The sequence below is a fragment of the Micromonospora tarensis genome, from assembly GCF_016803395.1.
Lineage (GTDB): Bacteria > Actinomycetota > Actinomycetes > Mycobacteriales > Micromonosporaceae > Micromonospora > Micromonospora tarensis.
The window spans coordinates 83,428-96,047 of sequence record NZ_JAEVHL010000003.1; the positions used below are offsets into that span (position 1 = coordinate 83,428).

The 12,620-nt window shown below is 72.2% G+C and carries 16 protein-coding genes and 1 pseudogene; 5 read left to right on the plus strand and 12 right to left on the minus strand.

What is annotated here, in order from left to right; genetic code table 11:
- Position 1: 1 nt before the first annotated feature.
- The 5 genes from JM949_RS01615 to JM949_RS01635 form a co-directional block, all read right to left on the minus strand.
- The gene (locus JM949_RS01615; RefSeq protein WP_203146670.1) at positions 2-739 is read right to left on the minus strand and encodes an alanyl-tRNA editing protein; all 738 of its coding nucleotides are present in this window, start codon (positions 737-739) and stop codon (positions 2-4) included.
- 11 nt (positions 740-750) lie between these two features.
- Positions 751-1,638 (minus strand): alpha/beta fold hydrolase, encoded by an 888-nt coding sequence (locus tag JM949_RS01620; RefSeq protein ID WP_203146671.1) that lies wholly within the window; start codon positions 1,636-1,638, stop codon positions 751-753.
- On the minus strand, positions 1,635-1,949 hold the full coding sequence (locus tag JM949_RS01625) for a DUF2516 family protein (protein ID WP_203146672.1): 315 nt from the start codon (positions 1,947-1,949) through the stop codon (positions 1,635-1,637). Before JM949_RS01625 ends, JM949_RS01620 begins: the two co-directional genes overlap by 4 nt.
- A gap of 71 nt (positions 1,950-2,020) precedes the next feature.
- Positions 2,021-2,710, minus strand: coding sequence for a hypothetical protein (locus JM949_RS01630; RefSeq protein WP_203146673.1), 690 nt, complete (start codon positions 2,708-2,710; stop codon positions 2,021-2,023).
- Positions 2,707-3,246 carry a helix-turn-helix domain-containing protein gene (locus JM949_RS01635; RefSeq protein ID WP_203146674.1) on the minus strand — a complete coding sequence of 180 codons (540 nt, stop codon included), beginning with the start codon at positions 3,244-3,246 and terminating at the stop codon, positions 2,707-2,709. The genes JM949_RS01630 and JM949_RS01635 overlap by 4 nt, the downstream gene beginning before the upstream one ends.
- A 113-nt stretch (positions 3,247-3,359) precedes the next feature.
- Here JM949_RS01635 and JM949_RS01640 point away from each other — a divergent pair, with 113 nt between their 5' ends.
- The gene (locus JM949_RS01640; protein ID WP_203146675.1) at positions 3,360-4,157 is read left to right on the plus strand and encodes an alpha/beta fold hydrolase; all 798 of its coding nucleotides are present in this window, start codon (positions 3,360-3,362) and stop codon (positions 4,155-4,157) included.
- A gap of 132 nt (positions 4,158-4,289) precedes the next feature.
- Here JM949_RS01640 and JM949_RS01645 read toward each other — a convergent pair whose 3' ends face one another.
- The 4 genes from JM949_RS01645 to JM949_RS01660 form a co-directional block, all read right to left on the minus strand.
- On the minus strand, positions 4,290-5,249 hold the full coding sequence (locus JM949_RS01645) for an asparaginase (protein ID WP_203146676.1): 960 nt from the start codon (positions 5,247-5,249) through the stop codon (positions 4,290-4,292).
- A 94-nt stretch (positions 5,250-5,343) separates the two neighbouring features.
- A complete protein-coding gene (locus JM949_RS01650; RefSeq protein WP_203146677.1) occupies positions 5,344-6,171 on the minus strand; it encodes a BKACE family enzyme in 828 nt (275 codons plus the stop codon).
- Positions 6,172-6,194: 23 nt separating this feature from the next.
- The gene (gene ygfZ / locus JM949_RS01655) at positions 6,195-7,307 is read right to left on the minus strand and encodes a CAF17-like 4Fe-4S cluster assembly/insertion protein YgfZ (RefSeq protein WP_203146678.1); all 1,113 of its coding nucleotides are present in this window, start codon (positions 7,305-7,307) and stop codon (positions 6,195-6,197) included.
- On the minus strand, positions 7,304-7,732 hold the full coding sequence (locus JM949_RS01660; protein WP_203146679.1) for a Fur family transcriptional regulator: 429 nt from the start codon (positions 7,730-7,732) through the stop codon (positions 7,304-7,306). The genes ygfZ and JM949_RS01660 overlap by 4 nt, the downstream gene beginning before the upstream one ends.
- Positions 7,733-7,801: 69 nt before the next feature.
- On the opposite strand from JM949_RS01660, the gene JM949_RS01665 reads away from it, so the two are divergent.
- On the plus strand, positions 7,802-8,680 hold the full coding sequence (locus tag JM949_RS01665; RefSeq protein ID WP_203146680.1) for an aminotransferase class IV: 879 nt from the start codon (positions 7,802-7,804) through the stop codon (positions 8,678-8,680).
- Here the strand turns inward: JM949_RS01665 and JM949_RS01670 are convergent, their stop codons facing one another.
- Positions 8,681-9,271 carry an FABP family protein gene (locus tag JM949_RS01670; RefSeq protein WP_203146690.1) on the minus strand — a complete coding sequence of 197 codons (591 nt, stop codon included), beginning with the start codon at positions 9,269-9,271 and terminating at the stop codon, positions 8,681-8,683.
- 52 nt (positions 9,272-9,323) lie between these two features.
- Positions 9,324-9,428, minus strand: coding sequence for a small membrane protein MtfM (gene mtfM, locus JM949_RS38755; protein ID WP_282264268.1), 105 nt, complete (start codon positions 9,426-9,428; stop codon positions 9,324-9,326).
- A gap of 12 nt (positions 9,429-9,440) precedes the next feature.
- Here mtfM and JM949_RS01675 point away from each other — a divergent pair, with 12 nt between their 5' ends.
- The 3 genes from JM949_RS01675 (at position 9,441) to JM949_RS01685 (ending at position 12,325) form a co-directional block, all read left to right on the plus strand.
- Entirely contained in the window at positions 9,441-9,815 is a 375-nt protein-coding gene (locus JM949_RS01675; protein ID WP_179781162.1) for a DsrE family protein, read from the plus strand.
- Between the two features lie 78 nt (positions 9,816-9,893).
- Positions 9,894-10,274 carry an SCP2 sterol-binding domain-containing protein gene (locus JM949_RS01680; protein ID WP_203146681.1) on the plus strand — a complete coding sequence of 127 codons (381 nt, stop codon included), beginning with the start codon at positions 9,894-9,896 and terminating at the stop codon, positions 10,272-10,274.
- Positions 10,271-12,325, plus strand: a complete 2,055-nt coding sequence (locus JM949_RS01685) for an amylo-alpha-1,6-glucosidase (protein ID WP_203146682.1) — start codon at positions 10,271-10,273, stop codon at positions 12,323-12,325. The genes JM949_RS01680 and JM949_RS01685 overlap by 4 nt, the downstream gene beginning before the upstream one ends.
- A 19-nt stretch (positions 12,326-12,344) precedes the next feature.
- Here the strand turns inward: JM949_RS01685 and JM949_RS01690 are convergent.
- A pseudogene (locus JM949_RS01690) lies at positions 12,345-12,620 on the minus strand (hypothetical protein); the annotation flags it as partial.

Consider the following 12,620-nt stretch of genomic DNA (forward strand, 5'->3'; position numbering starts at 1 on the left):
TCTAATCCACCAGTCGGACGCGGACCCGGCGGTTGGCCCGGCCCTTGCTCTCGACCTTGACCACCTGCACCTTGCCGATCTGGGCGGTGGAGGCGACGTGGGTGCCGCCGTCGGCCTGCACGTCCAGCCCGACGATGTCGACGATCCGGACCTCCTCCTCGTCCGCCGGGATGAGGTTGGACTGGGTACGGATGATGTCCGGCAGGGCCAGCGCCTCGGTGCGCGGCAGCACCCGGGTGGCGACCGAGCGGTCGGCGGCCACCTCGGCGTTGACCAGCTCCTCGATCCGGGCCTTGAAGTCCGGCGGCACCTCGGGGAGGTTGAAGTCCATCCGGGCTTCGCCCGGCTCCATGTTTCCGCCGGTGACCAACGCGCCGAAGTCGCGGAACACCACACCGCAGAGCACGTGCAGGCCGGAGTGGGTGCGCATCAGCCGGGTGCGGCGCTCGTCCTCCACCGCGCCGACGACCTCGGCACCGACCGGCGGCAGCGGGTCGCCCTCGGCGGGGATCAGGTACGGGTCGTCGCCCTTGCGGGTGCCGACGATCCGGGTCTGTACGCCCTGCCAGAGCAGCACGCCGTGGTCGGGTGGTTGACCCCCGCCGCCCGGGTAGAACGCCGAACGGTCCAGCACGATGCCCTGCTCCGGGTCGACGTGCAGGACCGTGCAGGTCCACTCGCGCAGGGTCGGGTCGGCTAGGTCCAGCCGGTGCGTCCGGCCGTGCTGTGTGACGCCCATGACAGGGCAGATTACTCGTTCAGGAACCCGGAGACGCGGTCCCGCAGGTCGGCGCGTTCGGACCAGAGCACGCCGGGCCGGTCGTACACGTGCAGGGTGGCCTGGGGCAGCGCGGCGGCGAGCCGTTCGGCGACCTCGACCGGATGCAGGTCGTCGCCCGCGCAGCCGATCACCAGCGCTGGCGCGGTGACCGCCGCCAGGTCACCGATCTGACGCAGCGGCAGCTGCCCCGCCAGCGTGGCCAGGCCCTCGGCCAGACCGTCGCGGAGCAGCTGGTCCAGCCGCTGCCGCAGGTACGCCCAGCCGGCCGGGGTGTTCCGCACCGCCGGGGGCAGCTCCAGCGAGACGACATCGGCGACCAGCGAGGCGTCTCCGCTCTGCACCGCCTCCAGGAGGTCCGCGAAGCGTTCCTGGGCGACCGACCCGCGTGCCTCGTCGAGCACCGCGGGCAGGAAGAACACCAGCTTCTCGAAGCGCTCCGGGCTCTCCGCGAGGAGTCGGCAGAGCGCGCCGGCACCGAGACTCGCGCCGAACGCCCGGCTGGCCCCGGTCAGGTCGGCGATCGCGCGCAGGTCGCGGGCCAGGTCCAGGTAGTCCCACGCCCCGTCCGGAGCCTCGGAACGGCCATGCCCACGGAACTGGAAGAACACCTTGCGGCCGGTCACCCCGCTGCCGAACGGTCGGGTGGTGGCGATGCCGTTGCCCAGCCCGTGCGCGAACACCGTGACCGGATCACCGGTGCCGGTGACCAGCCGCTCCAGTCGCACGCCGTGCGGGGTGGCGACCAGGTCGGTGTCCGGCTCCGGCAGTGCCGGTCGGCCGGTACGCGGCCCACCCGGGCCGGGCCCCCAACTGCGGGGCCCGCTGTCCGGTGGGGGTGGCCACCGGAAACCTCTCACCAGAACCCTTTGCCGTCGCTCAGGTCGCGCAGGCCGACCCGGACGTCGAGCAGGTAGATGAGCGCGGCGGCGATGCCGATCAGTCCGAAGAGGCTGATCGGGCCGAAGCCGAGCAGGGTCAGCACGAGGCAGACCGCCAGGATGGCGATCCAGCCACCCTTGGGCAGCGTCCCGATGGCGGAGAAGGCGTCGGAGCGTTGCGTGATGGCGTGCACCAGCGCGACACCCTGGATGATCAGCGCGAAGACGAGCAGGATCAGCTCGATCACGTAGCGGACTTCGAACGCGAAGATCGGCGCGGCGTTGGCCATGCCGGCAAGTTTATGTCGACGCCCCCGGCTTCGTCCGACAAGGACGTCGCCGGGGGCGTCGACACCGGGTACTACTCGGCCGCCGGGCGGGTCCGCTTGGTGGCCCGGGGGAGCTTCGCCGAGGGGGTCTCGGCCGGCTTGGGCGCCTTCGGCGCGCGGGCGGCCTTCTTGACGGCGGCCGGCTTGGCCTCGGCGATCTCGGCCACGTCGGCCGGGGTCGGCACCTCGGCCGGGGAGGCGGTCGGGGTGGTGACAGCCGCGGTGGCGGCCGGCGTCACCGCCTGGGTGGCCTCGATGTCGGCGTTGACCGTCTCGGCGGCCCCCAGCACGCCGGCGCCGACAACCCGCTCCCCCCGGGCGACCAGGGCGCCGTAGGCGGCGAACGCGCGCTCCTGAGCGGCCTGGGCACCGGCGATCACCAGGGCGGCGTTGCGGGTCGCGGCGGCACGCAGCTTGTCGAGGTCGGCGGCGTCGCGCAGCTTCGCCAGGTCGGCCGACTCGCGGAGCTTGGCCAGGTCGGCGGCGTCGCGGAGCTTGGCCAGGTCGGCCGACTCGCGGAGCTTGGCCAGGTCCAACGCGGCGGCCTTCTGGCGCAGCTCGAAGCCGGTCAGCACGGCCCGGCCGCCCAGGTCGGCGACGACGCGGGTGCCGAGGACACCGACCACTGCCGGCAGCTTGCGCAACTGCTCGATGGCCAGTTCGCCGGCGCCGGCGGCGGCGTAGATCGGGGCGGGGATGCGGTTGGTCTTCGGCTCGCTCATGACGTCTCCTTCTTCGGGGGGATGCTGGTGCTGTTCGGGGCGGGGGCGGTGCCCGCCTCGGTGCGGGCAACCGACTCGAGCACGGCCTCGGTCGGGGTGCCCTCGGCGGTGGTGGGGCCGGTGGCGGCCACATTGGCCAGGTCGGCGGTCGCGGTCGCGCTCGCGCCGGCGGCCTCGGTTTGCGCTTCGGCCAGCCGGGTGTTCTCCCGGCGGAACGTCTCGTAGATCTGACTGAGCGACTGCTTCTGGGCCATCGTCAGGTCGGCGTCCACGGCGATGGCGGCGAGGACCCCGTGGCCCTCCTTGTCGTCGAGCAGGCCGGCGCGCAGGTACATCGCGGGCGTGGAGACCCGCAGCGCGCTCGCCAGTTGCTGGAGCACCTCGGCGCTGGGCTTACGGAGGCCGCGCTCGATCTGGCTGAGGTACGGGTTGCTCACCCCGGCCTGTTCGGCGAGCTGCCGCAGCGAGATCTTGGCGTTGCGGCGGAGATCGCGGATGAACCCGCCGACATCGGGAAGGTCCTTCGGGGTGGCCATGGGTGCGACGCTAACCGGCCGCGCTAGCTCCTGCAAGCAAAATGCTTGCCATAGTTAGCAAGGTCTCAGCATCACGTTTGCGCGCCGTCCGCCCGATCCGTACGGTCCGATCCGTGCACAAGATCGCAGTCAATGGAGCAAGCATCGCGTACGACGAGGCCGGCAGCGGTTCACCCGTCGTTCTGCTGCACGCCGGAATCGCCGACCGGCGGATGTGGCGCGGACAGCTGCCCGCGCTCGCGGCCCGGCACCGGGTGATCGCCCCGGACCTTCGCGGCTACGGAGACTCGGAGCTGCCCACCACCCCGTTCGCGCACCACGACGACGTGGTCGGGCTGCTGGACGCGCTCGACCTGCCCCGGGCCGCCCTGGTCGGCTGCTCCTTCGGTGGATCGGTCGCCATCGACACCGCGCTGGCCCACCCCGACCGGGTGAGCGCGCTCGCGCTGTTCGACACCGCCGTCTCCGGCAACGAGTGGTCCGAGGAGGCGAACGACCTCTGGGACGAGCTGGTCGGCGAGGTCGACCCCGACGACTTCGTCGCCGGCGCGGCGGGCGAGGTGCGGTTCTGGGTGGTCGGCCCGGGACGTCAGCCGGCGGACGTCGACCCCGAGCTGATCGCGTTCGCCCAGCAGATGGATCAGCGTGCCCTCGCCGCCGAGCTGGCGCTCGGGGCCGTCGAGGTGGGAGAGCTGACGCCACCGGCGATCGACCGTCTCGGTGAGCTGAAGGTGCCCGTCCTGGTCACCGCCGGCGCCGCGGACGTGCCGGACATCAGTCGGCTCGCCGACCGGATCGCCGCCGAGGTCCCCGGGGCGGTACGACTGCCCGACGTGCCGGACGCCGCACACCTGCTGCCGCTGGAGCGCCCGGAGCCGGTCAACGCGGCAGTGCTCGCCTTCCTGAACTGAGCTGCGGACCGGGCCGGAGGACATGCCGTTGTGACGAGCGCCATACCTCACAGTCATATTCATACCTGTGAGGTATGGCGCTCGATCAGAAGGGTGTCTCTGCCCTCGGCAGCCCGCACCACCGGTGCGCGGTCACCAGAGTGGGCGGACCGCCCCGACCGGAACGCCGCCGCCGAAGAGCGGCACCTCGGCGTACTCGGTCAGCACCGGCGCGTCCACGCCCAGCCGGCGCAGCGCGGACACCAGCACCGGCATCCGGGCCCGATCGGCGCCGTCGTCAATCTTGAGCGCGACAGCGCCGACTCCCGGCAACGCCACCGCGATCACACCCTCGGCGCCGACCTTGGCCAGCAGGCCCGGGATGCCGCGCATCAACCGGGTGTCGTCGGCCTGGGTGCCACCGACGATCTCCGGGTACCCGCGCATGGCGTCGGCCACCGTGCGCGGCACCGAGCCGGGCTCGGCGTCGACCAGCCGGAGATACGCGCCGGCCAGCCCGGTCAGCGACACCGCGAGCACCGGGGCGCCGCAGCCGTCCACGCCCACCGCAGCGGCCTGCTCGCCGGTGAACTCCTCGATGGCGGCCCGCAACCGCTGCTGTAGCGGGTGCTCCGGCCGCCAGTAACCCGCCAGCGGCCAGCCGGCGGCCTCGCAGGTCAGCAGCATCCCGCTGTGCTTACCGGAGCAGTTCATCTGGGTCCGGGTCGGCCCGCCACCGGCGCGCAGCACCGCCTCCCGGGCCGCCACGCCCACCGGCAGGTCGGGCGGGCAGTGCAGCGCCGACGCGTCCAGCCCGGCGCGCTCCAGCAACGCACCGACCCGGGCCAGGTGGAAGTCCTCACCCGCATGACTCGCCGACACCAACGCCACGTCGGCCGGGTCGGTCAACGCCAGGCCGGCCCTCAGCATCCCGATCGCCTGCATCGGCTTGCTCGCCGAACGGGGGAAGACCGGCGAGGTCACATCCCCGGCGGACGCCACCACCGAACCGGCGGCGTCCAACACCACCACCGAGCCGCGGTGGGCGCCCTCCACGAACTCCGAACGGACCACCTCGGCGAGCGGCGCGCCACCCTCGTACGTCTTCGTCACGAGCTGGACGGTACCGACGACGCCGGGGTGCCCGACAGCGGGGTGACCAGGCGATCCACCGCTCGGGTGACAGGGGTGCGGGTCGGGGCCGGCCTTACCGCCCGAGCAGGGCGCGGGCCTCGGTGGTGGTCAATGGCGGACGCTGGGCGAGCTGGGCGAAACCCACCGCGCGGGCGACCAGTTGCATGTTGGACTCGACCGGGCGGCCCTTCGCGTACGTCACGGTGTCTTCCATGCCGACCCGCAGGTGCCCGCCGGTCGACAGCGCGGCCAGCATGACCGGAATCGTGCTGCGGCCGATTCCGGTGGCCGAGAAGGTGGTGCCCTCGGGCAGGTCACGCAGCATCCGGTGGGCCGCGACCAGCGTCTCGGTGCTGCCCGGCATGCCACCCGGCACACCCATCACGAAGTCGACGTGCACGTGCCCGCCGGCCGGCAGCCCGTACTTGCCGAGCAGCCGCTGCAACGCGGACAGGTGGCCGAGGTCGAAGATCTCGTACTCCGGCACGATCCCGCGCTCCTGCATCCGGGTGTGCAGGTCGACGATGAACTCCCAGCGGTTGAGGAAGACGTCGTCACCGAAGTTGACAGTGCCCATGGTGCACGAGGCCATGTCCGGCCGCGCGTCGAGGACGGCGAGCCGGGCGGCCTCCGGGTCGGTCACCGCGCCGCCGGAGGAGAGCTGCACGATCAGGTCGGTGCTCTCCCGCAGCGCCGCGACCGTGTCGGCCAGCCGCACCGGGTCGAGGGTCGGCCGGGCCTCGTCGTCGCGGATGTGGACGTGGATCACGGCGGCGCCGAGCGCCTCGCACTCCTTGGCGGTGAGCAGCAGCTCGTCGAGGGTCACCGGCAGCGCCGGCACCTCCGCCTTGGCCGACTCAGCGCCGGTCGGGGCCACCGTGATCAACGTCCCTGTCGTCATGCCGGCGATCCTAGACGCCCCGGTCAGGACGGGTCGATCGCCGCCGCGGTCTCGCCGACCAGCAGTGCGGCGTCGTCCGGAACGTTCCGCTTGAGCACCGCGAGGGCGACCTGGCCCAGCTCGTGGTGCAGCACGGCGGTGCCCACGAAACCGACCGCCCGCCCGTCGAGTGTCACCGGCGTACCGGCCGTCGGCGGCTGGTCGGTGGTCACCCCGTCCAGGTGCAGCAGTACGAGCCGGCGCGGCGGCCGGCCCATGTTGTGCACCCGGGCCACCGTCTCCTGGCCCCGGTAGCAGCCCTTGTCCAGGTGCACCGCCGGTGCGATCAGGTCCACCTCCGCCGGGATGGTCCGGTGGTCGGTGTCCACCCCGACCCGGGGCCGCCGGGCGGCCACCCGGATCGCCTCGTACGCCCAGAGCCCCGCGACCGGCACCCCGGCGCCGCGCAGCTCCGCCACCACCTGGTCCATCGCCGACCGGGGCACCAGCAGGTCCACCCCGATCGGGCCACGTCGGGCCCAGCCGCCGATCGGCAACGGCCGCACGTCGTACCGCACGCTCGCCCGGGGCGGCACGGCGCCGGCGGCGAACTTCGGACCGGGCACCGCGACCAGGTCCGGTTCGGCGAGCCCGGTCACGCCGAGCGTGCCCAGCGCCTCCGTCGCCGCCGGCCCGACCAGCGACAGCAGCGCCCGCTCGGCGGTCGCGTCACGTGGTTCGACCTTGCTGAAGAAGCGCATCTTCTCCAGGTACGCCAGCAGGCCGGCGGTCGCCCCCGGCTCGGTGTCCAGCCAGGCGGTCTCGCCGTCCTCCGCGACCACCGCGTGCTGCTCGACGTGGCCGTGCGGCGACAGCACGAGGAGTTCGGTGCCCTCGCCCGCGGCCAGCGAGGTCAGGTGCTGCGAGGTGATCGTGTGCAGCCAGCCGGCCCGCTCGTCGCCGGGGACCGCGACGACCCCCCGGTGTGACCTGTCGACCAGACCGACAGCGGTGTCGAGGGTGCGCTGCTCGCGCAGCGGGTCGCCGTAGTGCGCGGCCACCCCCCGCACCCCGGCCGCGACGTGCGCCGGATCCGGCTGGTCACGGCTGGCCTCGTCGATGCTCTCGACAGCCACCGCGCCCGCGATGTCGATCATTTGTGGTCCCCGTTCTCGCAACGTCCGCAGACGCCGAAGAGTGACACGTGCCCGATGTCCACCCGGAACCCGCGCTGCGCGGCCAACTGGTCGACGAGGGGGCCGAGCAGCTCCGGATCGATCTCGTCGATCGCGCCACAGTCCCGGCAGACCAGGTGGACGTGTTGGTGCTCACCCGCCGCGTGGTAGGTCGGCGAGCCGTGCGACAGGTGGGTGTGGGTCACCAGGCCGAGCCGTTCGAGCAGCTCCAGCGTGCGGTAGATGGTGGTGATGTTGACGCCGGCAGCGACCTCCCGGACGGCGGTGTGCACCTGCTCCGGGGTGGCGTGCCCCAGATCGAGCACCGCCTGGAGGACGAGCTGCCGCTGGGCTGTCAGCCGCAGCCCACGGGCCCGGAGCATTTCCGCGAGGGAGGATTCGGACACCGTCCGATCATAGTTCGGTCGCCCGACTGGTTCGTGCCGCGCGATCGACCGCCACTACGCTCGGTGGTCATGGTGAGGTCGCCCGTCGGGGACGCCACGGGCAGCCCGTCCGCACGGATCGCCGTGCTCGGGCGCGGCCCGGTCCCGGTTAGCGACCCCGTGCTCCGCGGTGACGACCTCGGTGTGCTCCACGGCGACGGCATCTTCGAGACCATGCACCTGCGGGACGGTCGGCCGTGGCTGCGCGACGAGCACCTGGCCCGCCTGATCGCGGCGGCCACCACCGTAGAGCTGGCCCTGCCCCCGACCGTCGCGCTGATCGACCTGCTGGACGAGGTACGGGCCGGCTGGCCGGCCCAGGTGGAGGGGGGACTTCGGCTGCTCTGCACGCGGGGCCCGGAGGCTGGCGGCCCGCCGACCGTCTTCGCCACGCTGGCCGAGGTGCCGGCGTCCTCCCGGGCGGCCCGGCGCGACGGCATCGGGGTGGCCACCCTGTCGCTGGGGGTGCCCGCCGCGGCCCGCACCGAGCTGAGCTGGCTGCCCGCCGGCATCAAGTCCACGTCGAGCGCGGTCAACAGCGCCGCCCGCCGCTGGGCCCGCCGGGCCGGCGTGGACGACGTGCTCTGGATCTCCTCCGACGGTTACGCCCTGGAGGGGCCGATCGCCAATGTGGTGTGGCTCACCGGCGACACGCTCTGCACGGTGCCGGCCGCCGCCACCGGCATCCTGCCCGGCACGACAGTGGCCTGGCTGCTCGCCCACGCCGGCGAGCTGGGCCTGGCCACGGTTGAACGGATGGTCACGCCGGCCGAGCTGCACGCCGCCGACGGGGTCTGGTTCAGCTCGTCCGTACGCGGGCTCGTCGAGGTCCACACGCTCGACGGGGTGCGTCGGGCTCGCTGCCCGCGCACCCCCGCCCTGCAAGCCCTGCTGGGTTTTCCCGGCTAGTCAGCCGCCCACCCGGACGAGTCGGGCGGAGAGGTGCGGGCTGAGCCCGTGCCCCATGGCGGCCATCTCCTGCGCGTAGAGCAGCGCACCCTCGACGATGCCGAAGAGTCGGTGCCCGCCGGTGACCTCCTTGGCGGTCGGCGTCCGGATCACCGCGTCGGTGGCGAACTCGACCTGGGTGCCGGTGCGCTTGCCCAGGTGCAGCTCCATCACCCCGGTCGGGGTGGTCAGCAGCGCCTCCAACTCGTCGGTGGCCCGACCGTCCACCAGCACCGGCCGCCACCAGCCGACCTCCCGGCCGGCCGGCCGGACCGGCTTGCTCTGCTCGTCGAGGATCCAGGCCCGCGACTCGTAGTGCAGGAACGGTCGGCCGTCGTGGCTGATCCGGATCTCCTGCGCGTAGTCGAAGTCGTCGATGGTGGGGAAGCCGCCCTTGCCCCGACCACGCCACAGGCCGATGTACGGCAGCAGACCGTCCAGCGCGGGGTGCAGCTTCGGCCCGACCCGCAGGTCGTAACTCTCCTCGAACGGGTACTCCTCGACCGGCGGCGCGTTCAGCCACGGCGGCTGCAGCGGGTTCTCGCTCACCAGGCAACCTTCGTTCGCGACTGCGGGGCTCGCAGACCCGGCTCACTCCTCGCGCTCACCAGCGTCCTCTCGACATGCGTACGGCAAGGTAGACCAGGCCACCGGCGAGCCCGCCCAGGCCGGCGACCAGCAGGCTGACGAACCCGATCTCGGTAACCATCCCGACCATCCTATGCTGGGCCACATGGCCCGCACTCTCGTCGTCAAGGCCACCGCGGGGGCGGACGCCCCGGAGCGGTGCGCGCAGGCATTCACTGTCGCGGCGACGGCGGTGGCGGCCGGAGTGGACGTCTCGCTCTGGCTGACCGGTGAGTCGACCTGGTTCGCGTTGCCCGGCCGCGCGCAGGAGTTCGAGCTGCCGCACTCCGCGCCGCTGGCCGAGCTGCTGCACGTCATTCTGACCAGTGGTCGGGTGACCGCCTGCACCCAGTGCGCGGCCCGACGGGAGATCGGCCCGGACGACGTACTCCCGGGGGTCCGGATCGCGGGTGCCGCGGTCTTCGTCGAGGAGGCGTTGGCCGAGGGCGCGCAGGCACTCGTCTACTGACCGCCAGGCGGGTCGGGTCGTCGTGGGCGGAGTGCCGATACCGACCCGACATCTCGGGCAGCTGCCTACGATTCGGATGTGACCGAGGCGACGGAGAAATTCTTCGCAGCACTGCCGTCGCGCGCCCCCGACGTCCTGGGCGGCCTGGCCGACGGGACTCTCCAGATCGACCTGGGCAGCGACCACCAGACCGAACACTGGCTGGTCCGGATGCGTCCCGGGTCGGTGCAGGTGAGCCGAGGACGCGGGCCGGCCGACGCCATCTGGTACAGCAGCGCAGCCCTCTTCGACCGGATGATCAGCGGCGAGGCCCAGGGTGTCGCGGCGGTGCTGCGCAACGAGAGCACGTTCAGCGGGAACGTGGTGCTCTTTCTCGCCTTCCGAAGGTTCTTCCCGAACCCGCCCGGCACCCGCGACCCCCGCGAGACGACCCGCCGAGCAGCCGGACGACTGGCGTGAAGGAACTCGTCAGCATCCTGGACGGCAACACCTTCCTGGTCAGCGACCGTCGCGGGGACATCGAGCCGTCCTACGACTTCCCCACCGGGCTGTTCTCCTTCGACACCAGGTTCCTGTCGAAGTGGTTGCTCACCCTGGACGGCAAGCGGCTGCACGCTCTCTCCGTCGACGACAACGAGTCGTACCGCACCACGTTCTTCCTCGCCCCCGGGGAACCCACGCACTACCTGGACGCGAAGGCGTCGGTGGTTCGCAGCCGGGCGATCGTGGGCAGCTTCGAGGAGGAGCTGACAGTGCTCAACCACACCGGCTCGGACGTCGAGTTCACCGTCCGGATCGAGATCGGGGCCGACTTCGCCGACCTGTTCGAGATCAAGCGCCCGCGGCGGAAGGTTGGCCAAACGACCGTCTCGACGTCCGAGAACGAGCTGCGACTGACCTACCGGCGGGAGGCGTTCCACCGGGAGACGGTGGTCAGCAGCACCGCCGCAGCCCAGGTCGACGAGTCCGGGATGACCTTCCGGATCCGGATCGCCCGCAACAGCCAGTGGACCACCCGACTGCACGTGTCAAGCGTCGTCTACGGCGCCCGTGGCGAGGACATCCGGGCCACCCTCCCGTACGGCGGCAGCCGCAGCGCGAACGTCATCCGGGCCGAGCAGCAGGAGCTGATCGAGCGGGCGCCGAAGCTCGGCTGCGACTGCCAGCCGCTGGCCGGGGCGTACCGGCGCAGCCTCGACGACCTGGCCGCACTGCGCTACGAGTCGATCGCCCTCGGGGTCCGGCTGATCGCCGCGGGACTGCCCTGGTTCATGACCCTGTTCGGCCGGGACAGCATCATCACCTCGCTGCAGGTGCTGCCGTTCCTGCCGGAGCTGGTCCCGCCGACGATCCTGATGCTGGCCGGCTTGCAGGGGCAGCGCATCGACGACTTCCGGGACGAGGAACCCGGCAAGATCCTGCACGAGCTTCGGTACGGGGAGACCGCCGGCTTCGAGGAGCAGCCACACTCGCCGTACTACGGGTCGGCCGACTCGACGCCGTTGTTCGTCATCCTGGTCGACGAGTACGAACGCTGGACCGGCGACGGAGCGCTGGTGCGTCGGCTGGAGTCGCAGCTCCGGGCGGCGTTGGATTGGATCGACAGCTACGGCGACCTGCTCGGCACCGGCTACCTCTGGTACCAGACCCGGAACCCGGAGAGCGGTCTGCAGAACCAGTGTTGGAAGGACTCCTGGGACGCGATCTCGTACGCCGACGGGCACCTGCCCGGCTTTCCCCGGGCGACCTGTGAACTACAGGGGTACGCGTACGACGCGAAGATCCGGGCCGCCCGGCTGGCCCGGACCTTCTGGAACGACCCGGAGTACGCGGACCGGCTCGAACGGGAGGCCGCCGACCTCAAACGGCGGTTCGACCGCGACTTCTGGATCGCCGACCGGGGGTACTACGCACTCGCGCTGGACGCCGACGGCCGGCAGGTGGACGCGCTGACCTCCAACATCGGGCACCTGCTGTGGAGCGGCATCGTGGACGAGTCCCGCGCCGGCAAGGTGGTCGAGCACCTGCTCGGGCCACGGCTCTTCTCCGGCTGGGGAGTGCGCACCCTCGCCAAGGACGACGGACGGTACAACCCGATCGGCTACCACGTGGGCACGGTGTGGCCGTTCGACAATTCGATCATCGCCTGGGGGTTGTGGCGGTACGGCTTCCGGTCCGAGGCGGGGATGCTCTGCGACACGATGCTGGCGGCGTCCCGGTACTTCGAGGGGCGGCTGCCGGAGGCGTTCGCCGGCTACGCCCGTGACCTCACCAACTACCCGGTGCAGTATCCGACGGCGTGCAGTCCGCAGGCCTGGTCCACCGGCACCCCGCTGCTGCTGCTCCGGGTGATGCTGGGGTTGGAGCCGCAGGGCGAACACCTGATCATCGACCCGGCCGTGCCACCGGGCATGGGTCGGATCGAGCTGCTGGACATCCCCGGCCGGTGGGGCATGGTGGACGCGTTGGGCCGCAGCCGTGACCCAGCGGATCAACCTGACCAGGGTTGATCGGTGCGGGTCGCCCGGCTCACTCCGGGCAGCCGACGGTGGCGGCCAGTCGGGCCGCGTCCGGGCCGCTCTCGGCCAGCACCGTCACCGGACCGGTGCGGTACGCGTACACCGGAGGTTGGTCCAGCAGTGGGGTGTCGCCGGCCAGCGGGGCGAGTGCGGTCATCGACGGGCCGGAGGCGACCACGGACCGTGCGGTGCGAGCCAGGCCCCCACCCGGGCAGGGCGCGCTGATCAGCTCCGGCGCGGCGTCGCCCGGCTGGCCGAGCGCGCGTTGCGCGGTGGTCAGCGCGGC

Bases quoted from the DNA above. Each gene is read 5' to 3' on its own strand.
- JM949_RS01615 (WP_203146670.1), bottom strand. From the start codon at position 739: ATGGGCGTCACACAGCACGGCCGGACGCACCGGCTGGACCTAGCCGAC.
- JM949_RS01625 (WP_203146672.1), bottom strand. From the start codon at position 1,949: ATGGCCAACGCCGCGCCGATCTTCGCGTTCGAAGTCCGCTACGTGATC.
- JM949_RS01630 (WP_203146673.1), bottom strand. From the start codon at position 2,710: ATGAGCGAGCCGAAGACCAACCGCATCCCCGCCCCGATCTACGCCGCC.
- JM949_RS01635 (WP_203146674.1), bottom strand. From the start codon at position 3,246: ATGGCCACCCCGAAGGACCTTCCCGATGTCGGCGGGTTCATCCGCGAT.
- JM949_RS01650 (WP_203146677.1), bottom strand. From the start codon at position 6,171: ATGACGACAGGGACGTTGATCACGGTGGCCCCGACCGGCGCTGAGTCG.
- ygfZ (WP_203146678.1), bottom strand. From the start codon at position 7,307: ATGATCGACATCGCGGGCGCGGTGGCTGTCGAGAGCATCGACGAGGCC.
- JM949_RS01665 (WP_203146680.1), top strand. From the start codon at position 7,802: ATGGTGAGGTCGCCCGTCGGGGACGCCACGGGCAGCCCGTCCGCACGG.
- mtfM (WP_282264268.1), bottom strand. From the start codon at position 9,428: ATGGTTACCGAGATCGGGTTCGTCAGCCTGCTGGTCGCCGGCCTGGGC.
- JM949_RS01675 (WP_179781162.1), top strand. From the start codon at position 9,441: ATGCTGGGCCACATGGCCCGCACTCTCGTCGTCAAGGCCACCGCGGGG.